18 protein-coding genes and 1 other RNA gene are annotated in these 18,954 nt (G+C 55.8%); 11 read left to right on the top strand and 8 right to left on the bottom strand.

Features of this window, described 5'->3' with window-relative positions:
* Positions 1–137: 137 nt before the first annotated feature.
* Both glnK and amtB read left to right on the top strand, forming a co-directional pair.
* Positions 138–476 carry a P-II family nitrogen regulator gene (glnK, locus tag MXM41_RS16495; protein ID WP_012016323.1) on the top strand — a complete coding sequence of 113 codons (339 nt, stop codon included), beginning with the start codon at positions 138–140 and terminating at the stop codon, positions 474–476.
* Positions 477–509: 33 nt separating this feature from the next.
* Positions 510–1,796, top strand: a complete 1,287-nt coding sequence (gene amtB / locus MXM41_RS16490; RefSeq protein WP_325933135.1) for an ammonium transporter AmtB — start codon at positions 510–512, stop codon at positions 1,794–1,796.
* Between the two features lie 96 nt (positions 1,797–1,892).
* On the opposite strand, the gene tesB is transcribed toward amtB, so the two are convergent.
* Positions 1,893–2,753, bottom strand: coding sequence for an acyl-CoA thioesterase II (gene tesB, locus MXM41_RS16485; protein WP_325933134.1), 861 nt, complete (start codon positions 2,751–2,753; stop codon positions 1,893–1,895).
* 208 nt (positions 2,754–2,961) lie between these two features.
* Here tesB and MXM41_RS16480 point away from each other — a divergent pair, with 208 nt between their 5' ends.
* On the top strand, positions 2,962–3,531 hold the full coding sequence (locus tag MXM41_RS16480; protein ID WP_325933133.1) for a YbaY family lipoprotein: 570 nt from the start codon (positions 2,962–2,964) through the stop codon (positions 3,529–3,531).
* Positions 3,532–3,564: 33 nt separating this feature from the next.
* Here MXM41_RS16480 and MXM41_RS16475 read toward each other — a convergent pair whose 3' ends face one another.
* Positions 3,565–3,900, bottom strand: a complete 336-nt coding sequence (locus tag MXM41_RS16475; RefSeq protein WP_418936796.1) for an MGMT family protein — start codon at positions 3,898–3,900, stop codon at positions 3,565–3,567.
* 154 nt (positions 3,901–4,054) lie between these two features.
* Between MXM41_RS16475 and ffs the strand changes: the two genes are divergently transcribed.
* The 3 genes from ffs to MXM41_RS16460 all read left to right on the top strand — a co-directional run bounded on the left by ffs (position 4,055) and on the right by MXM41_RS16460 (position 4,888).
* An RNA gene (ffs, locus tag MXM41_RS16470) (signal recognition particle sRNA small type) lies at positions 4,055–4,151 on the top strand.
* A gap of 270 nt (positions 4,152–4,421) precedes the next feature.
* Positions 4,422–4,673 carry a hypothetical protein gene (locus MXM41_RS16465; RefSeq protein WP_032616854.1) on the top strand — a complete coding sequence of 84 codons (252 nt, stop codon included), beginning with the start codon at positions 4,422–4,424 and terminating at the stop codon, positions 4,671–4,673.
* Entirely contained in the window at positions 4,670–4,888 is a 219-nt protein-coding gene (locus MXM41_RS16460; RefSeq protein WP_325933131.1) for a hypothetical protein, read from the top strand. Before MXM41_RS16465 ends, MXM41_RS16460 begins: the two co-directional genes overlap by 4 nt.
* Positions 4,889–5,031: 143 nt before the next feature.
* Here the strand turns inward: MXM41_RS16460 and MXM41_RS16455 are convergent, their stop codons facing one another.
* On the bottom strand, positions 5,032–6,453 hold the full coding sequence (locus MXM41_RS16455) for a PLP-dependent aminotransferase family protein (RefSeq protein ID WP_325933130.1): 1,422 nt from the start codon (positions 6,451–6,453) through the stop codon (positions 5,032–5,034).
* A gap of 84 nt (positions 6,454–6,537) precedes the next feature.
* On the opposite strand from MXM41_RS16455, the gene MXM41_RS16450 reads away from it, so the two are divergent.
* From MXM41_RS16450 to MXM41_RS16435, 4 genes are all read left to right on the top strand, one after another.
* A complete protein-coding gene (locus MXM41_RS16450) occupies positions 6,538–7,146 on the top strand; it encodes a hypothetical protein (RefSeq protein WP_325933129.1) in 609 nt (202 codons plus the stop codon).
* 76 nt (positions 7,147–7,222) lie between these two features.
* The gene (locus MXM41_RS16445; RefSeq protein WP_325933128.1) at positions 7,223–8,296 is read left to right on the top strand and encodes a LacI family DNA-binding transcriptional regulator; all 1,074 of its coding nucleotides are present in this window, start codon (positions 7,223–7,225) and stop codon (positions 8,294–8,296) included.
* A 105-nt stretch (positions 8,297–8,401) separates the two neighbouring features.
* Positions 8,402–11,488, top strand: coding sequence for a beta-galactosidase (locus MXM41_RS16440; protein WP_325933127.1), 3,087 nt, complete (start codon positions 8,402–8,404; stop codon positions 11,486–11,488).
* Positions 11,489–11,547: 59 nt separating this feature from the next.
* A complete protein-coding gene (locus MXM41_RS16435; protein ID WP_325933126.1) occupies positions 11,548–11,901 on the top strand; it encodes a DUF1428 domain-containing protein in 354 nt (117 codons plus the stop codon).
* 32 nt (positions 11,902–11,933) lie between these two features.
* Here MXM41_RS16435 and MXM41_RS16430 read toward each other — a convergent pair whose 3' ends face one another.
* Positions 11,934–13,502 (bottom strand): EAL domain-containing protein, encoded by a 1,569-nt coding sequence (locus MXM41_RS16430; protein WP_325933125.1) that lies wholly within the window; start codon positions 13,500–13,502, stop codon positions 11,934–11,936.
* A 262-nt stretch (positions 13,503–13,764) separates the two neighbouring features.
* Here MXM41_RS16430 and ykgO point away from each other — a divergent pair, with 262 nt between their 5' ends.
* Positions 13,765–13,905 (top strand): type B 50S ribosomal protein L36, encoded by a 141-nt coding sequence (gene ykgO, locus MXM41_RS16425; RefSeq protein WP_032608666.1) that lies wholly within the window; start codon positions 13,765–13,767, stop codon positions 13,903–13,905.
* A gap of 58 nt (positions 13,906–13,963) precedes the next feature.
* On the opposite strand, the gene MXM41_RS16420 is transcribed toward ykgO, so the two are convergent.
* The 4 genes from MXM41_RS16420 to acrB form a co-directional block, all read right to left on the bottom strand.
* Entirely contained in the window at positions 13,964–14,428 is a 465-nt protein-coding gene (locus MXM41_RS16420) for a YlaC family protein (RefSeq protein WP_325933124.1), read from the bottom strand.
* Positions 14,429–14,695: 267 nt separating this feature from the next.
* Positions 14,696–14,914, bottom strand: coding sequence for an HHA domain-containing protein (locus MXM41_RS16415; protein ID WP_032616864.1), 219 nt, complete (start codon positions 14,912–14,914; stop codon positions 14,696–14,698).
* An 8-nt stretch (positions 14,915–14,922) separates the two neighbouring features.
* Entirely contained in the window at positions 14,923–15,315 is a 393-nt protein-coding gene (tomB, locus tag MXM41_RS16410) for an Hha toxicity modulator TomB (RefSeq protein WP_180208997.1), read from the bottom strand.
* A 488-nt stretch (positions 15,316–15,803) separates the two neighbouring features.
* Complete coding sequence (acrB, locus tag MXM41_RS16405) at positions 15,804–18,944, bottom strand: multidrug efflux RND transporter permease subunit AcrB (RefSeq protein ID WP_325933120.1); 3,141 nt, start codon at positions 18,942–18,944, stop codon at positions 15,804–15,806.
* Positions 18,945–18,954 lie beyond the last annotated feature (10 nt).

Genomic DNA, 18,954 nt, shown 5'->3' with positions numbered 1-18,954 from the left:
CCCTGCACTGTCATGGTGCGTTTTTTTTCGCCACCCTTTCGCCATGCCTCGTATTCCCTCTCTTTTCAACTTTGGCACACCCCTTGCAATACCTGATTCGTTAGCTCGCCAAAACCGAATTTTGACCGGAGGGATATATGAAGCTGGTTACCGTGGTAATCAAACCATTCAAACTCGAAGATGTGCGCGAAGCACTCTCTTCAATGGGTATTCAGGGCCTGACCGTCACCGAGGTGAAAGGCTTTGGTCGACAGAAGGGTCATGCGGAGCTGTATCGGGGGGCGGAATACAGCGTCAACTTTCTGCCAAAGGTGAAGATTGACGTGGCGATTGCCGACGATCAGCTGGATGAAGTCATCGACGTAGTGAGCAAAGCAGCCTACACCGGCAAAATTGGCGACGGCAAAATTTTCGTTGCTGAGCTGCAACGCGTTATTCGCATTCGTACGGGCGAAGCCGACGAAGCGGCACTGTAAAACAGCAGGCACACAGTGATAGGGATCGAGAAAATGAACACAACAACACTTAAAGCAGGTCTGGGGTCTCTGGCGCTGTTGCCGGGGCTGGCAATGGCTGCACCGGCGGTAGCAGACAAAGCCGATAACGCCTTTATGATGATTTGCACCGCGCTGGTGCTGTTTATGACCATTCCCGGGATTGCGCTGTTCTACGGCGGCCTGATCCGCGGCAAAAACGTTCTCTCCATGCTCACCCAGGTCATGGTGACCTTTGCGCTGGTTTGCGTCCTGTGGGTAGTCTACGGCTATTCGCTCGCCTTCGGGGAAGGTAACGCCTTCTTCGGCAGCTTTAACTGGGCGATGCTGAAAAATATCGAGCTGACCGCGGTGATGGGCAGCTTCTATCAGTACATCCACGTGGCGTTCCAGGGCTCGTTCGCCTGTATCACCGTCGGGCTGATTGTCGGGGCGCTGGCGGAACGTATTCGCTTCTCCGCCGTGCTGATCTTCGTGGTGGTGTGGCTCACGCTCTCCTATGTGCCGGTGGCGCACATGGTGTGGGGCGGCGGTCTGCTGGCCTCGCATGGCGCGCTGGACTTTGCGGGCGGTACCGTTGTACACATCAACGCCGCGGTGGCGGGGCTGGTGGGTGCTTACCTGATTGGCAAACGTGTTGGTTTTGGCAAAGAAGCCTTCAAACCGCACAACCTGCCGATGGTATTTACCGGCACGGCTATCCTCTACTTCGGCTGGTTCGGCTTTAACGCCGGTTCAGCAAGTGCGGCAAACGAAATCGCGGCGCTGGCCTTCGTGAATACCGTGGTAGCGACAGCGGGTGCTATCCTCTCCTGGATCTTTGGCGAGTGGGCGGTACGCGGTAAGCCTTCGCTGCTGGGCGCCTGTTCCGGCGCGATTGCCGGCCTGGTAGGCATCACCCCGGCCTGTGGTTTTGTCGGTGTCGGCGGCGCGCTGATCATCGGTATCGTGGCGGGTCTGGCCGGTCTGTGGGGCGTGACGGCGCTGAAACGTGTTCTGCGTGTGGACGACCCTTGTGATGTCTTTGGCGTGCACGGCGTGTGCGGCATCATCGGCTGCATCATGACCGGCTTTTTCGCCTCAACGTCACTGGGCGGTGTGGGCTATGCAGAAGGCGTGACCATGGGACATCAGGTTCTGGTTCAGCTGGAAAGTATCGCTATTACGGTGGTCTGGTCGGGTGTGGTGGCCTTTATCGGCTATAAACTGGCGGACATGACGGTAGGACTGCGCGTACCGGAAGAGCAGGAGCGCGAAGGTCTGGACGTCAACAGCCACGGCGAGAACGCGTATAACGCGTGATAAACAGCAAAACGGCAACCTCGGTTGCCGTTTTTAGTGTTTGTTCCCTCTCCCCGTGGGAGAGGGGCAGGGTGGGGCATCAGGCCGCACATACCATCATCCCCGGTTGCGCATCACCCCTTCCTGCACGGTAGAGGCTACCAGCACACCATCCTGGGTATAGAACTCACCGCGCACAAACCCGCGAGCGCTGGACGCAGACGTACTCTCTACGCTGTACAGCAGCCACTCATTCATATTAAACGGACGGTGGAACCACATCGAATGGTCGATAGTGGCAACCTGCATCCCTTTCTCAAGGAAGCCTACGCCGTGGGGCTGCAGGGCAACCGGCAGGAAATTGAAGTCCGACGCATAACCCAGCAGATACTGATGCACGCGGAAATCTTCCGGCATGGTGCCATTCGCGCGGATCCAGACCTGACGGGCAGGCTCTGCGGTGTGGCCTTTCATCGGGTTATGAAACTCCACCGGGCGGATCTCCAGCGGCTTATCGCAAAGAAACTTCTCTTTAACCTGTGGCGGCAGCAGATGCGCCAGCGCGCGGGCAATGTCAGTTTCTGAACGTAGCTCGTCCGGTGCGGGAGCAGGCGGCATCGTTTTCTGATGTTCATAGCCCGGCTCCGGCGCCTGGAACGATGCCGTCATATAGAAAATCGGCTTGCCGTTCTGCACTGCCGCCACGCGGCGGGCGCTGAAGCTGTTACCGTCGCGCAGGACTTCGACGTCATACACGATGGGCTTCTGGCTGTCGCCAGGGCGCAAGAAGTAGCTGTGAAAAGAGTGCACAAAGCGTTCTGTAGGTACTGTCTCTTTGGCGGCGTAGAGGGCTTGTCCCACAACCTGGCCGCCGAAAACCTGGCGTAAACCCAGATCTTCGCTTTGTCCCCGAAAGAGTCCTTCTTCAATTTTTTCCAGGTTTAATAATGTCAGCAGATTGCTTAGTGCCTGACTCATAGTCGTCCTCAATTAAAACGCCGTGGCGAAAGATAGGCAGAGTATAACGCAGAATTGAAAGTGGTCCGATGGGTGCAATAATCTGAATAACCGGGGGATTCCAGGCATAAATAATTGACATGTGCCACACTTACTCACGTTATGTTTATGTTAGCCACTCATCTGGCGGTATCGATCCCGCTGGTGCATTGATGATAAGGAGAACTCAATGAAACTCGTGCACATGTTAAGTGGTGTAGCGTTAGCGGTTGCTCTTTCTGCCTGTGCGGATAAAAGCGCAGACATTCAGACGCCAGCGCCGAACCCTAACACTGCCGGCGTAGCGACGCAGCCGACCATTCAGCAGCCAAATGTTTCAGGTACGATCTGGATCCGCCAGAAAGTTGCTTTGCCGCCGGATGCGGTATTAACCGTGACCCTGTCTGATGCCTCACTGGCCGATTCACCATCGAAAGTGCTGGCGCAGAGGGCGACGCGTACCGAAGGTAAACAGGCCCCATTCAAATTTGAACTGCCGTTTAATCCAGCGGATGTTCAGCCTGACGCCCGGATTTTGCTGAGCGCGGCGATCACCATTAACGATCAGGTAGTCCTGATGACGGACATCGTGAAACCGGTGATCAACCAGGGCGGTACGAAAGCCGATCTGGTGCTGGTACCTGTGCAGCAGACTTCGCTGCCGCTGCAGCCCGGCGGCGGTGCGGCAACAACGTTGCCTTCAACATCGCCAACCCAGGTCAGCCCGTCTACGGCAACCCCGGCGCCAACCCAGCTTTAATGTTGCACGCCCTTCTCGTCTGAGAGGGGCGTTTTAATATCGCCAGCGGTAACGCTGCAAATCAATCTGCCCGCCCCCTGACACCTGTACCCCTTCGCTGAGCAGTGCCTGACGCTGACGCTGTAAATCCGGCCCTGTTAAGGAGATTGCGCCGTGGCGGTTGACGACCCGATGCCAGGGCAAGGTACTGCCTTCAGGCAGCCGCCTGAGCACGCCGCCCACCTGTCGCGCAGCGCGCGGAGAACCCGCCAGGGTCGCCACCTCACCATAGGTGGTTACGGTACCTTCGGGGATAGCGGCGACTATCTGCCATACCCGCTGGGGAAAAGCGTCGTGTTCGTCCATTTTGATCTCCTGTGTTAAAGGCATGATAAAGAGTAACGGACAAGACAGGAAGAAAACGTCCACTCAGTAAACGCTTTGCGCAATAAACCATCACCCGGTCGCGGTTAACTTGCAATTACTATCCTGTACAGTGATAATGCGCCAGCGCGTTGGTTAACAACGCTCTCAATGGGGGCTCTGTTGGTTCTCCCGCAACGCTACTCTGTTCACCAGGTCAGGTCCGGAAGGAAGCAGCCAGGGCAGACGACGTGTGTGCCGGGATGTAGCTGGCAGGGCCCCCACCCATTTCTGCCTTCCTCAAAATTCAATCCTATTTTCTCTGCGCCTTTTTCCCGCTAACCGTAAGCCCATTCTATTTTTTTAATTCGACCTGTATATTTCGCAAGTTGTCATCATACTGAAACGTAACTGTCATTATTCTGTCATAAATTTTCTGCAGGGTAAGTGTGACATTTTTATGATGTATAAGCAGAGAATATATATCTGGATAATAATGTTAACTTCGTGTATTAATTTAATAAAAAATTGCCAGGGATGTTAATACGATGACGACTGCTGTCCTGAATGTGAAGATTGACGAAGCGCTGAAAGAGAAGCTTCGTCACTATGCCGAAGTGAATAATGAGAATCTTAGCGTTACCACAGAGAAACTGCTGCAGATGGCGTTTTCTGTCGCAGATGAGGCGGGAGTAACGGAGGAGGATATCGACAATCAGCATACGGAAGAAGAGAGTGTAGCTCCATTTACTCCTAAAGAAATCAAAGCATTAAGAAAAATTCTGAAGAAGAAAAAATGAAACAACATCAACAATCAACCGCCAGCAGTTACTCAGAGGCTTGCTCGCTTCTGCGCTCTGGTTATGTCAAACATGTCCGCCTGGGCTGGGACGTTGGCAGTGATGAATTCTTTAGAATTGCGTCTGACTGGTGTGATACAGGCGCAAAAATAAAGAAAGAAGGCGATAGTTTTATTATTTCCCTGAAAGGTTTCCCAATCCCTGCTCAGCACTGATCGCCCCTATGCTGAAAATGTCTGACTGTAACCACTACAGTCAGACATTTTTAAATTGCCTGTTATTCGCCGCTATTTGTGCACCCGCTCACTTTTTCCCGCAATAAATATCAATGTTACAGTCGCTCACAGTACAAAAGCGATTACACCAGTGTGCGTTTTACGGTCTGTCCGCCGTTAATCAGCGCCAGCCACAGCGGCTTGATCCGCATCAGCGCGTTTTCCAGTTCTATCGGCTCCAGTGAAAAGGGCATGCGCAGGTAGCGGTCAAACGCCCCGGAAAGGCCAAAACGCGTCCCGGTCCCCAGATGAATGCCAGCCGCTTCGGCGCGGGTAGCCAGCTGGGTTGCCAGCATATCCGGCAGCTCCACCCAGAAGGAGAGACCCCCTTCCGGCATCCGGAAGCGCCAGTCCGGAAAATGTTCCCGCAGCAGCGCCGCACAGCCATCCCGTCGCTCACGCAGCATCTGCCGCCGGGCAGGTAAAAATGTTTCGCCATTCTCAATCAACCACAGGGTTGCCAGCTGTTCCAGCAGCGGTGAGCCGAGATCGAGCGTATCGCGCGTTTGAGCCAGCGTTGCGATGGTGCGAGCGGGGGCGCGAACCCAGCCCAGACGCAGGCCGCCCCAGAAACTTTTACCCGCCGAGCCGAGGGTAATGACATTGCCACTCTGGCAGAAGGAGGCCAGCGGCGGCGGGGGAGGTGCATCGAACCACAGATCAACCATGGTTTCATCGACCACCAGCGTCGTGCGGGCGCGGGCAGCTACGGCGGCGATGGCCGCCCGGCTCGTCGCCTCCATGCAGCGGCCAGTCGGATTATGAAAATCCGGCATCAGCCAGGCCAGACGCGGCGCGGTCTGGGCGAGGGTGGCGGCAAAGCCGTCGATATCCCAGCCGGAATGCGGCAGCGAGACGCCGACGGGCCGACAAGAGGCTCCCTGAATCGCCGCGATAGCCAGCGGGTAGGTGGGGTGATCCACCACCACCCGGTCCCCCGGACCGGTGAACATGCGCAGCACCAGCGCCAGCCCGCTCACCGCGCCGTTAACCACCATCACCTCCTCTGCCCGGGTAGGCAGTCCCCGTGCCGTGTAACGTGCGGCGATGGCTTCGCGCAGCGCCAGCAGGCCCAGCTGATCGTAGCCGGTTTGCGTCAGATGCTGGGTAATGGCGGTCAGGGCGTAGGTATAGGCCTGATGGATCTCCGGCCCGGCACCCAGCGCGGCGGTAGAGAGATCCAGCGCTGCGCTGGCATTGGCGCGGGTGGGGGGCGTGCGGCTGTCGGGCAGGATCACCCGCGATCCACTGCCGTGCCTGCTTTCGAGATAGCCTTCATCCCGCAGGTGCGCCAGGGCGCTGCTGACGGTGGTCCGGCTGATTTCCAGGGTTAATGCCAGCTCCCGCTCTCCCGGGAGGCGCGTATCCAGCGCCAGTCTGCCATCCAGAATCAGCAGGCGCAGGGCATCGGCCAGCTGGCGCCACAGCGGAGTGCGGGAAGCGCTCTCCTGCCAGTGACCCAACAGGCGAACTAATGACTGGCTTCCAAATCGACGTGATGACACAGGCAGTCCACTTTTTGAAAACTGGACATTAATCATAGGTCCATTTCAGGCAATGATGAAAGCACAAACTACCGGAGAGAGATCATGTTGCGTCGATTACTTCAGCTTTATGTCGGATTGTGCCTGTACGGCCTGTCAACGGCGATGTTTGTGCGGGCGGATCTGGGAGCCGATCCCTGGAATGTCTTTCATCTGGGCGTAGCGAAGCTTCTGGCAATGGATATGGGGACCGTCATCATCCTGACTGGCGTGCTGGTGCTACTGCTCTGGATCCCGCTGCGACAGCGTCCGGGGCTCGGCACCATCAGTAACGTGATTGCCATTGGCCTGGCAGCTGATGTCGCGCTGGCGTTTATTCCGGCTATTGATTCACTCCCGGCCCGCTGTGTGTTGCTGGTGAGTGCGGTGATCGTCAATGCGCTGGCCACCGGGATGTACATTGGTGCCGGATTTGGCGCCGGGCCCCGCGACGGTCTGATGACCGGGATTAACGCCCGCACCGGCTGGTCGGTTCGCACCGTGCGCACGGCGATTGAAATTTCTGTCCTGCTGACTGGCGTCGTGCTGGGAGGCACTTTTGGCGCGGGAACCATACTCTATGCGCTGAGCATTGGTCCGCTGATCCAGATCTGCCTGCCGTGGTTTCGCCAGAAGCCGCGCACGTTAGTCCCGCAGCCTGGCCGCATTGTCTGATTTTGCGAAGCGCTCACATGCTTTACCCCGGCTCTTATGCCAGAATATGCGCCTCTGTCAAAGCAACGTGAAGCGCATGAAAGCCATAACTCTCTATGATGTCGCCCGCCTGGCGGGCGTTTCTTATCAAACCGTCTCGCGAGTCATTAATGATGCGGCTCACGTCTCTGCCCGTACCCGGGAGAAAGTACTGCAGGCGATGGCCGAGCTGCACTATGTTCCCAACCGCGGCGCCCAGCAGCTGGCAGGCAAACGCACCCGCACGTTGGGGTTGATCACCACCGATCTGGCGCTGCATGCCCCCTCGCAAATTGCGTCGGCGGTAAAAACGCGTGCCGGCGAGCGCGGAGCCAGCGTGCTGATCTCGATGGTCGAAAATCCACAGCAGTGCCTGGCGGCGGTGCAGGAGTTGCTGGCGCAGCGCGTGGAAGGGTTACTGGTTAACGTCCCGCTGGAAGACGAGCTGGCAGAAAGCCTGCAGGCGCAGGCCGTTCCGGTACCGGTGTTGTTTCTTGATGTCACGCCCAACGCCCGGGTACATAGCCTGGTATTCGATGCCGGGCAGGGGGCAAATCTGGGGGCGCAACATCTGCTGGCGCTGGGCCATCAGCGGATCGCGCTGCTGGGCGGACCGCAAAGTTCAGTGTCTGCCCGGGCGCGTCTGGCGGGCTGGTTGTCTGCCTTAGACGAGGCGGGTCTGGCACCCTGCGCCATCGCTCAGGGCGACTGGAGCGCGGCGTCGGGTTACGAAAAAGGTCATCAGCTGTTGGCCGGGGGCCTCCTCCCGCAGGCGATCCTGGTGGCAAACGATCAGATGGCGCTTGGCGTAATGCGCGCCTGTGCCGAGAAGGGCATCAACGTGCCGGGTCAGATCTCGGTAGTGGGTTTTGACGATACCACGGACAGCGCATGGTTTACGCCGCCGCTAACCACGGTTCGTCAGGCGTTTCGTGAGGCGGGGCTGCGCAGCGTGGAGTGGCTGCTGGCACAGCAGGGCAATGCCGGAGAGAACCCAATGCAAACCCGCCTGCCGGTGACGCTGATCGAGCGTCATTCCACGGCCCGGGAAGGGATCCCGCAGGGCAGCGACGATCTGGCCCGGCAGCTAAAAAACCTGGCGCTGCTGGCCGAACAACTGGCGCGACGGTAGTGCTTTTGTGATCCTCATCGCTTCATGAAGCTCTCCTGCTTTACCCTGTCACCGCGACAGGGCATTGTGGTTGAAAATTGTGAGCGCTTCGCAAAAGAGGTAATGATGACCCATTCTGCTCCGCTGACCCTCAGCACACTTCTTGCCCGCCGTGACTGGGAAAATCCCGGCGTCACGCAATGGAATCGCCTTCCTGCCCACGTGCCCCTGAGTGGCTGGCGTGATGAATACGCGGCACGGGATGAGGATCTGTCTCCGGCCATCCGCTCGCTGAACGGTGACTGGCGGTTCAGCTTCTTCGCTGCGCCAGAGCAGGTCCCTGACAGCTGGACGCAGGAGGACTGCGCGGATGCGGTTGTTATGCCGGTTCCCTCTAACTGGCAGATGCAGGGCTTTGATACCCCTATCTATACCAACGTCACTTATCCCATTGCGGTGAACCCGCCGTTTGTGCCGACAGAGAACCCAACCGGTTGTTACTCGCTCACATTCGATATGGACGCCAGCTGGCTGGAGAGCGGACAGACGCGGCTGGTTTTTGAAGGCGTCAACTCAGCCTTTTACCTGTGGTGCAACGGGAAGTGGGTGGGTTACTCGCAGGACAGCCGCCTGCCGGCGGAGTTTGATGTTACCCCCTTCCTGCGCGCAGGCAGTAACCGCCTGGCGGTGATGGTGCTTCGCTGGTGCGATGGCAGCTATCTTGAAGATCAGGATATGTGGCGGATGAGCGGTATCTTCCGGGATGTCACCCTGCTGCATAAACCGGCTACCCATATTGCTGATTATCACGTAGTGACGGCGCTGAACGCCGATTATGACCGGGCACAGCTTCAGCTGGGGCTGACCCTTGGGGGCAACGACTACGCGGGCTGCGAGGTGAGCATTAAGCTGTGGCGTAATGGAGAGCCTGTCGCCAGCGCCACCGGCACACCGGGCTCGGCGGTTGTCGATGAGCGTGGTCACTGGCAGGAGAGGGTGAATGTTTCACTGAAGGTGGAACAACCGCATCTCTGGAGCGCGGAAATTCCCGCCCTTTACCGGCTGACGCTCACGCTGCGCGACGCTCAGGGCCAGGTCCTGGACGTTGAAGCCTGCGACGTCGGTTTTCGCCGGGTAGAAATCAGTAACGGGCTGCTGAAGCTCAACGGCAAGCCGCTGCTGATCCGCGGGGTGAACCGTCACGAACATCACCCCGAGCGCGGGCAGGTGATGGATGAAACCACCATGCGTCGCGACATTGAGCTGATGAAACAGCACAATTTTAATGCCGTGCGCTGCTCTCACTATCCTAACCATCCACTGTGGTACCGTCTGTGCGACCGCTACGGGCTCTATGTGGTGGATGAGGCTAACATCGAAACGCACGGCATGGTGCCGATGAGCCGGCTGGCGGACGATCCGCGCTGGCTGCCCGCCATGAGCGAACGCGTGACCCGGATGGTGCAGCGAGACAGGAATCACCCGTCGATCATTATCTGGTCGCTGGGCAATGAGTCCGGTCATGGCGCCAGCCACGACGCCCTGTATCGCTGGGTGAAGGCGACGGATCCCACCCGCCCGGTGCAGTATGAGGGCGGCGGGGCCAATACCGCGGCAACCGACGTTATCTGTCCGATGTACGCCCGCGTCGATCGGGATCAACCCTTCCCGGCGGTACCGAAGTGGTCCATTAAAAAGTGGATCGGCATGCCGGATGAGACGCGCCCGCTGATCCTCTGCGAATACGCCCATGCGATGGGCAACAGCTTTGGCGGTTTCGCTAAATACTGGGAAGCTTTCCGCAAACATCCTCGCCTGCAGGGTGGTTTCGTCTGGGACTGGGTGGACCAGGCGCTGACGAAGTATGACGAGCAGGGCAATGCCTTCTGGGCCTATGGCGGTGACTTTGGCGATAAGCCTAACGATCGGCAGTTTTGCCTGAACGGGCTGGTCTTCCCCGATCGTACACCGCATCCCGCCCTGTATGAAGCCCAGCGCGCCCAGCAGTTCTTCACTTTTACCCTGCAGAGCCACTCCCCGCTGGTGGTGGAAGTGCAGAGTGATTATCTCTTCCGCGCCACGGACAACGAGCAGCTGCGCTGGTCGGTGATGCGCGATGGCGAGGTGCTGGCCACTGACGTTGTGGCACTTAACGTCCCGGCGCTTGGCACGCAGCGGCTGGAGCTTGCTTTGCCGCAATGGGAGGCCGCCCCGGGCGATCTCTGGCTGAACGTGGAGGTTGTCCAGCCTGCGGCCACGCCGTGGTCCCCTGAAAACCACCTCTGCGCCTGGGATCAATGGCCGCTGCCCGCGCCGTTATGGGTCGCACCGCCAAAGGCCGCAGGGGAAGCCCCACAGCTATCTCATGAGAATGACGCGCTGGTGGTGACCCATCAGCAGCAGCGCTGGCATTTTGACCGCGCCAGCGGCAATCTGACCCAATGGTGGCGCGAGGGCGAGCCGACCCTGCTCTCACCGCTGACCGATAACTTTACCCGCGCCCCGCTGGATAACGATATCGGCGTCAGCGAAGCCACCCGCATCGATCCCAACGCCTGGGTTGAACGCTGGAAGGCGGCGGGAATGTACAGCCTCACGCCTCGTCTGCTGCAGTGCGACGCAGAACAACTACACCAGGCGGTGACTATCGTCACGCTCCATGCCTGGGAGCACGACAATCAGGTGCTTTTCCTGAGCCGTAAATGCTGGCGTATCGATAGCCAGGGTGTGCTGGAGGGCGACGTTGAGGTGCAGGTAGCGAGTGATATGCCAGAGCCTGCGCGTATCGGGCTCAGCTGTCAGCTGGCGCAGACGCCGCAGACCGTAAGCTGGCAGGGACTGGGGCCGTATGAGAACTACCCGGATCGCAAGCTCGCCGCCCGTCAGGGGCGCTGGACGCTGCCGCTTGCTGAGCTGCACACCCCCTATATTTTCCCGACCGACAACGGCCTGCGCTGCGATACGCGTCAGTTGAGCCTGGGGCAGCACCAGTTGCAGGGCGATTTCCACTTCTCCGTAAGCCGTTATAGCCAGACGCAGCTGCGCGAGACGTCACATCACCATCTGTTACGTGAGGAGCCCGGCTGCTGGCTGAATCTCGACGCGTTCCATATGGGCGTCGGCGGCGATGACTCGTGGAGCCCAAGCGTGTCGCCGGAGTTTATTCTGCAGGGCAAAAAGGTGCGTTACGCCTTTCGCTGGCAACAGAACTAAACTTAATCGCTGATGCGGTCACACCGCGTGGCCGCACATTCACTTCGGAGGTTTATCTGATGAAGTATGTCGATGGTTTTGTGGTTGCCGTTCCCGCGGATAATAAGGAGGCTTATCGCGAGATGGCGGCGAAAGCCGCGCCGCTGTTTAAAGAGTTTGGCGCGCTTCGCATCGTAGAGTGCTGGGCAGACGACGTACCTGACGGCAAATTAACGGACTTTCGCATGGCGGTGAAGGCGGAAGAGAACGAAGAAGTGGTTTTCAGCTGGATCGAATATCCTTCGAAGGCGGTTCGCGATGAGGCGAATCAGAAGATGATGAACGATCCCAGAATGAAAGAATTTGGTGAAGCCATGCCTTTTGATGGTAAGCGCATGATTTATGGCGGCTTCTCGCCTCTGCTGGACGAGTAAAAGTGCTGCCCGGCGGCGCTTCCCGCCGGGCGTCAGGTCTGTGTCTCGGGGTCGAGATTGTTTTCAGCCCACTGGATAAACGCCTCTTTCGGCAGTGCTTTGCTGTACAACCAGCCCTGGCCGTACTGCACCCCGTGGCAAAGAAGCCATGCCAGCTGACCTTCGGTTTCAATTCCTTCAGCCACCATATCCAGATGGAGCGATTTGGCCATCTCAATGATGTGCGAGGTGACATTTTTATATTCCAGCGCGTCCACAAATGACTTATCGATTTTCAGCGTATCGACATCCAGATCCTGCAGATAGCTGAGGCTGGAATAGCCCGTTCCGAAATCATCGATATAAACAGAGTGTCCTGCGCGTCTGAACGCGGCGATGGCAGGGGCGCTGACGGCAGGATCGGCGAACCCGCGTTCAGTAAGCTCCAGCGCAATCTGCGAGGGCTGTAGCTGCCACTGATTCAGCAGGCGGCTCAGCAGCGGGAGTACGTTACCTGAGATCAAATCCTCCGGCGCCAGATTAATCGAGATATGATGGCCCGGATGCTGGCGTAGCCACTCGCCCATCTCCTCAAAGACCTTTTCGATAATCAGCGTAGTCAATTGATTCGTCAGGCCCGTTTGCTCCGCCAGAGAGACGAAAATATCGGGTGATAGGTAGCTGCCGTCCGGCTGCGGCCAGCGGGCGAGGGCTTCCGCACCGGTCAGCCTGCCGCTGTTGAGTGCTACTATCGGCTGGAAATGAACCTGAAACTCCCTGGCATTGATGGCATCCAGTAAACGATAGCGGGGCGACTGCAGGCGGCGTAATAGACGCAATATAAACCAGGATGTCAGAAGACTGATCAGAATGCCAAAAGGCAGCCAGAATATAAGCTGATAGTGCCAGCTCTCATTTAAAGGGGTCAGGGAAGACCACGCCACAATGGTAAACCCTAAATCGGATACGTCGTGCCGGTTATACATCACCCCGTTATGCTGAAAATGCGTGCTGTCGCTGCGCTGCATTTCATTGAACACCTGCATATCCAGGCTGCTACTGCTGGCGAAAACAATATTGCGGCGAAGCCCTACCAGAGCTACGTCGATCGGCCATGAGCCAAAGGGGATCACATCGATCAGCGAGGCCGGGTCGATCATGACAACGTAATGTTCTGTGCCAATCGCGGCCATATAGCGATCGAGGCCCAGATCGTTATGCGTCGTGACCCAGGCCCGATAGCCGTCGGAGGTGATCCGCATTGCCGGAGGAAAAGGGGCGGCATGGCTCTCTTGTTCCAGCGACGAACAGCGCGGTTTCAGATCTTCGACGTAAAGGACCTCCTGAATATAACGCCAGGAAAATGAGGCGCGGCGCATGGCCATCGCATGTTCGTAACTGCACGGGATCCCTTTGAACGACTGCATCTCCTTCAGGGCCGATTCCGCCTGGTTAATCACTCTGTCGGTACGCACCTGCACGCGGGAAGAGTAGTTATCCAGATCGTCGACAAACTTATCTTCCGCATTGCGGTGCGCCAGCCAGACGCTCAGGCAGACAGGAGCAAGGACGGCAAAAATGAGTACACAGGTAATCACACTAACCAGGTGTCGGGTTGTCATGTTCCTGTTTCCTTTTATAACGCCGAACGTCGGGCGCCCAGGTCGATGGCGTCATAACAAAAGAGCCGCTGAAGTGTAGTGTTATAGCATGCGGCGAACAGACAATTCATTCAGCAATTGAGCCTTTGAATTAAATACTCTTTTAAGTAACTTTTTCGTATAGCGAAAACCGCACTTTGCTCGCTTTCGGCATGGGTTGTTTTTGTCGCTTTACTCAGATATGCTAATTGTTATGTTATAACAAATCACTTTCGAGGTAAGCATGCAGGTTCTGAATTCATTGCGCAGTGCCAAACAACGTCATCCAGATTGTCAGATTGTGAAGCGTAAAGGGCGGCTGTATGTGATTTGCAAATCCAATCCGCGCTTTAAGGCGGTACAGGGACGTAAGAAGAGAGGTTAAGCAGGGTATGGCACCTGCCGCCGACGGTAAGACTGTTGACGGCAGGTAAGAAGAGGTTTCAGGCTGCCACGCGGGAGAGCGTGAAGACGTCGTAGAAAGAGAGCTCACCTTTGGTGGCGATCATCTTCTGCAGTTTCTCTTTTTGCTGTGACTCAACGTTAGGAGAGTGCAGAATGTTCTCGATCAGCTGGCGGGGCACAAAGCGCGTGTTGTACCACTCACCGTTGTAACAGACGCGGAAATCAAGCACATCAATATCTTCATAACGATAGCGTGGATTGACGTCAAAAAAGAAGAAGGCGTTAAAAACGATGAACAAGCCAACCAGCAACCAGACGGAACCGATTAAAGTTTCGGATTGCAGCATTACCACCAGCGTAGCCAGCCACGCCGCGTACATGGCAACAAACAGACCAGGGTGTTTGCGAATAAAGCTGATGCTAAAGCGCGGTTTGTTGTCACGCTTTTCACGAACATTGAGATCGTCAATGGTTTCGGTAAGCAGGCGTTGTATCTCGGTCATGTTCTGCCCTTTCTGAATTCAACTCAATACGAAGGATCCGTATATTTTAAGTGACCACAATGTTTGTGGACAGTAACAGTTATGCTAAGAAAAATCATAACAGTTACCTGCGAAGGGCGGGTGAGATGAGGTGGACTGTCTGTTCACTACAACGCAATTTCTCCACGGGCGTTAGCGCAGGCCCAGGCGGAAGACGAACGGCCTGTCACATAAAAGAGGAACACATCTGAAAGTCGAGTCATTACCTTTGACATCTGTTGAACGCAATCAGCGTACAAACTTCCAGACCGCGGTAGGAATTTTATCGTACAGCTTATTCATCGTAAGTTCAGCCAGGCGATGATCGGCTGCTGAATAGAATACCGCAAGCTCATTATCAGAAAGCTCGTATTTATTTTTTTCAATTACGCGTTCAAGTGTGTCAATTGACTGACAGCGACGCAAACGCATCAAATAATCAGTCTTGGTTAATGGTTTATCAGACATAAATTCACCTAATTGTTTGTAATAATTTTAACAGGAGAAGCTAAAGGATTAGCTCTGCTTGCATTGACAAAACAACGAAAAAGCCGATTGCCCGATTTACGCCATTTTTGCAAATCCTGTGCGTTAATGCCGTAGCTACTGAATAACATAAAAGTGTCATCCAGGTATTCGTCAATTTGCTCAATCAATTTATTATCTTCGTTATACTTAATTTTATAATTAAGCGCGAAGGTCGCTATATGCTCAATCAACTCGTTTAACTGCAAATTAATGGCAGAAGTCGGGTCATTTACCCAGCCATGATTGCTTTCATCGAGATTGGTCAGGCAGTCATGGTACAGGGATTCACAAAGGAATTTCAACTGTGCAATATCTTGCCTTTTGGGCGAGTATTCGTCCATAGCGCATCCCCTTTTTGAGTGATTTTTTACTCACCGAACATCGTTGTCGGGAAGGGTACAACTGACTTAGCGTCAACGTCTACTGTTATGCCTCTTGCTTTAACTATAATCTACTCTAATCAGGATTTCACCGCGCTATTACGAAAAATTACAATTACGCCTCATCTTACAGGATTTAGCCTTCACTGTGTTATATATTGGTTTTATCCTGATACGGATCTCTTCTTATCCCCCGGCGAGATTTCTCATTTGAGACAAACATCGCTGGCAGGCGCGTTTAAAATCAAAAAACACCAGGAATATTCTTAATACCTAAGAAGCAACGCACGAATTTGAGAATCTTTGTAAGAAGTCCAGGCAAAATATGATAAGCCGTTTAAGCGTGACATAAAATATATAAACCCTCAATAAGCTAATTTTATGATTTTCAATTGTAAAAAAAGGCCGCATATGCGGCCTTTTTAAAGGTTAAACCCGTATCTTTGTCATCACACCGAATGATTGTGTTCGACGTCTTCGTTCTTACGGCTGAAACGGCGACGTACGACCACAAAGAACACCGGCACGAAGAAGATAGCCAGGACGGTCGCTGTTATCATCCCGCCCATTACGCCGGTACCTACGGCGTTCTGCGAACCGGAGCCAGCACCCGAGCTAATAACCAGCGGCATAACGCCGAGGATAAAGGCCAGAGAGGTCATCAGGATTGGACGCAGACGCATACGCACCGCTTCCAGCGTCGCTTCAATCAGGCCTTTCCCTTCTTTATCCATCAGATCTTTGGCGAATTCGACGATTAATATCGCGTTCTTCGCCGACAAGCCAATGGTTGTCAACAGGCCCACCTGGAAGTAGACGTCGTTGCCCAGCCCGCGGAAGGTCGCCGCCAGCAGCGCACCGATAACCCCGAGCGGAACCACCAGCATGACCGAGAACGGAATCGACCAGCTCTCGTACAGCGCCGCCAGACACAGGAATACCACAATCAGCGAGATGGCATACAGGGCAGGGGCCTGGTTACCGGACAGACGTTCCTGATAGGACATCCCCGTCCAGTCGTAGCCAATACCCGCCGGCAGTTTCTGCGCCAGTTCTTCCATCAGGTTCATGGCTTCACCGGTACTTCTGCCCGCCGCCGCCTGGCCCAGGATCTCCATGGATGGCAGACCGTTGTAACGTTCCAGACGCGGGGAACCATATTCCCAGCGAGAGGTAGAGAAGGCTGAGAATGGCACCATCTGGCCGTCGCTGCCGCGCACGTACCAGTTATTGATATCGTTCGGCAACATACGATACTGGGCTTCAGACATCACGTACACTTTCTTCACGCGACCACGGTCGATGAAGTCGTTGACGTAGCTGCCGCCCCAGGCCGCGCCCAGTGTAGTGTTGATATCACTGATTGATACGCCCAGCGCCTGTGCTTTTTCCTGATCGATATCCACTTTGAATTGCGGGGTATCTTCCAGGCCGTTCGGACGAACGCTGGTCAGCAGGTCAGGATGCTTGGCCACTTCGCCCAACAGCTGGTTACGCGCCTGGGTCAGTTTTTCATGGCCCAGACCACCCTGGTCGATAAGCTGGAAGTCAAAGCCGGTCGCTGTACCCAGTTCAACAATCGCCGGCAGGTTAAAGGCGAAGACCATCGCGTCTTTAATCTGCGAGAAGGTGCCCATGGCACGGCCCGTGATCGCCTCAACTTTGTTCTCATCACCCGGACGCTCGCTCCAGTCTTTCAGAGAAACGAAGGCAATACCGGTGTTCTGACCACGACCTGCAAAGCCAAAGCCGTTAACCGCAAACACCGATTCAACGTTGGCTTTCTCTTTAGTGAGGTAATAGTCGGTCACCTCATCCAGCACTTTCTGGGTACGTTCCTGTGTTGCACCCGCAGGCAGCTGGGCCATCGTCAGGAACACGCCCTGGTCTTCGTCCGGCAGGAAGGAGCTTGGCAGGCGAACGAACAGGTACGCCATGCCGACCACAATGATGATGTAGAGCAGCAGATAACGACCGGTGCTGCGCAGGATGTTGCCTATGCTGTCGGTGTAGTGGTGCGTGCTCTTATCGAACATGCGGTTAAACCAGCCGAAGAAGCCTTTTTTGTGCTCGCCGTGGTCGCCTTTGGCCACCGGTTTCAGCATGGTGGCGCACAGCGCCGGGGTCAGGATCAACGCAACCAGAACCGACAGGGCCATCGCAGAAACGATAGTGATCGAGAACTGACGGTAGATCGCACCGGTAGAGCCGCCAAAGAAAGCCATCGGGATAAATACCGCCGACAGAACCATCGCGATACCCACCAGTGCGCCCTGAATCTGGCCCATGGATTTACGGGTCGCCTCTTTCGGCGGCAGCCCCTCTTCGGACATCACACGCTCGACGTTTTCGACCACCACGATGGCGTCATCCACGAGCAGACCGATCGCCAACACCATCCCGAACATCGTCAGGGTGTTTATTGAGAAGCCGAAGGCCGCCAGGATAGCAAATGTCCCCAGCAGAACCACCGGTACGGCGATGGTCGGGATCAACGTCGCACGGAAGTTTTGCAGGAACAGATACATCACGATGAATACCAGGATGATCGCTTCTACCAGGGTTTTCACTACTTCGTGAATAGAGATTTTCACGAACGGCGTAGTGTCATACGGGTAAACGATTTTCAGGCCTGACGGGAAGAAAGGTTCCATTTTCTTCAGTTCGGCACGGATCGCGGTAGCGGTATCCAGGGCGTTAGCGCCTGTCGCCAGTTTAATCCCCAGACCGGACGCCGGCTGGCCGTTAAACTTGGCGATCACGTCGTAGTTCTCACCACCCAGCTCAACTTTTGCCACATCGCGCAGGCGAACCTGGGAACCGTCCGGGTTCACCTTCAGCAGAATTTTACTGAACTCGTCCACGGAGGTCAGACGGGTCTGGGCGATGATTGAGGCGTTCAGCTGCTGGCCTTTCACCGGCGGCGTGCCGCCTAACTGACCGGCTGCCACCTGGGCGTTCTGCGCCTTAATAGCGTTGATCACGTCTACCGGCGTCAGCTGGAAGTTGTTCAGTTTGTTCGGGTCCATCCAGATACGCATTGCGTACTGAGAACCGAAGAGCTGAACGTCACCGACACCCGAAGTACGGCTAATGGCGTCCTTCATGTTGGCACCCACGTAGTCGGAAATATCCTCCTGCGTCATGGTGCCGTTGGTGTTGATAACGCCGACAACCATCAGGAAGCTACTGGAGGATTTCTCCACGCTCACACCCTGCTGCTGTACTTCTTGCGGCAGCAACGGCATCGCCAGCTGCAGTTTGTTCTGCACCTGTACCTGGGCGATGTCCGCATCCGTACCGGATTCGAAGGTCAGCGTGATCTGCACCGTACCGGTGGAGTCACTGTTGGAGGACATGTACATCAGGTTATCGATACCGTTCATGTTCTGTTCGATAACCTGCGTGACGGTGTCCTGCACCGTTTTGGCATCAGCCCCTGGGTAGGTTGCGGCGATTGAAATTGCTGGCGGCGCAATAGTTGGATATTGCGCGACAGGCAGCTTCAGGATCGCAAGTCCCCCGGCTAGCATGATGATGATGGCGATCACCCACGCAAAAATGGGGCGATCGATAAAGAAATTAGGCATGTCTTAACGG

The organism is Leclercia adecarboxylata, assembly GCF_035787115.1.
In the GTDB taxonomy this organism is placed as follows: Bacteria; Pseudomonadota; Gammaproteobacteria; order Enterobacterales; family Enterobacteriaceae; genus Enterobacter; species Enterobacter adecarboxylatus_E.
This window is presented reverse-complemented; position numbering and strand designations above follow the sequence as displayed.

What these genes read in the sequence shown, in the direction of transcription:
- glnK (WP_012016323.1), top strand. Translation starts at nt 138, where the DNA reads ATGAAGCTGGTTACCGTGGTAATCAAACCATTCAAACTCGAAGATGTG.
- amtB (WP_325933135.1), top strand. Translation starts at nt 510, where the DNA reads ATGAACACAACAACACTTAAAGCAGGTCTGGGGTCTCTGGCGCTGTTG.
- tesB (WP_325933134.1), bottom strand. Translation starts at nt 2,753, where the DNA reads ATGAGTCAGGCACTAAGCAATCTGCTGACATTATTAAACCTGGAAAAA.
- MXM41_RS16480 (WP_325933133.1), top strand. Translation starts at nt 2,962, where the DNA reads ATGAAACTCGTGCACATGTTAAGTGGTGTAGCGTTAGCGGTTGCTCTT.
- MXM41_RS16475 (WP_418936796.1), bottom strand. Translation starts at nt 3,900, where the DNA reads ATGCCTTTAACACAGGAGATCAAAATGGACGAACACGACGCTTTTCCC.
- MXM41_RS16465 (WP_032616854.1), top strand. Translation starts at nt 4,422, where the DNA reads ATGACGACTGCTGTCCTGAATGTGAAGATTGACGAAGCGCTGAAAGAG.
- MXM41_RS16460 (WP_325933131.1), top strand. Translation starts at nt 4,670, where the DNA reads ATGAAACAACATCAACAATCAACCGCCAGCAGTTACTCAGAGGCTTGC.
- MXM41_RS16450 (WP_325933129.1), top strand. Translation starts at nt 6,538, where the DNA reads ATGTTGCGTCGATTACTTCAGCTTTATGTCGGATTGTGCCTGTACGGC.
- MXM41_RS16445 (WP_325933128.1), top strand. Translation starts at nt 7,223, where the DNA reads ATGAAAGCCATAACTCTCTATGATGTCGCCCGCCTGGCGGGCGTTTCT.
- MXM41_RS16440 (WP_325933127.1), top strand. Translation starts at nt 8,402, where the DNA reads ATGACCCATTCTGCTCCGCTGACCCTCAGCACACTTCTTGCCCGCCGT.
- MXM41_RS16435 (WP_325933126.1), top strand. Translation starts at nt 11,548, where the DNA reads ATGAAGTATGTCGATGGTTTTGTGGTTGCCGTTCCCGCGGATAATAAG.
- MXM41_RS16430 (WP_325933125.1), bottom strand. Translation starts at nt 13,502, where the DNA reads ATGACAACCCGACACCTGGTTAGTGTGATTACCTGTGTACTCATTTTT.
- ykgO (WP_032608666.1), top strand. Translation starts at nt 13,765, where the DNA reads ATGCAGGTTCTGAATTCATTGCGCAGTGCCAAACAACGTCATCCAGAT.
- MXM41_RS16420 (WP_325933124.1), bottom strand. Translation starts at nt 14,428, where the DNA reads ATGACCGAGATACAACGCCTGCTTACCGAAACCATTGACGATCTCAAT.
- MXM41_RS16415 (WP_032616864.1), bottom strand. Translation starts at nt 14,914, where the DNA reads ATGTCTGATAAACCATTAACCAAGACTGATTATTTGATGCGTTTGCGT.
- tomB (WP_180208997.1), bottom strand. Translation starts at nt 15,315, where the DNA reads ATGGACGAATACTCGCCCAAAAGGCAAGATATTGCACAGTTGAAATTC.
- acrB (WP_325933120.1), bottom strand. Translation starts at nt 18,944, where the DNA reads ATGCCTAATTTCTTTATCGATCGCCCCATTTTTGCGTGGGTGATCGCC.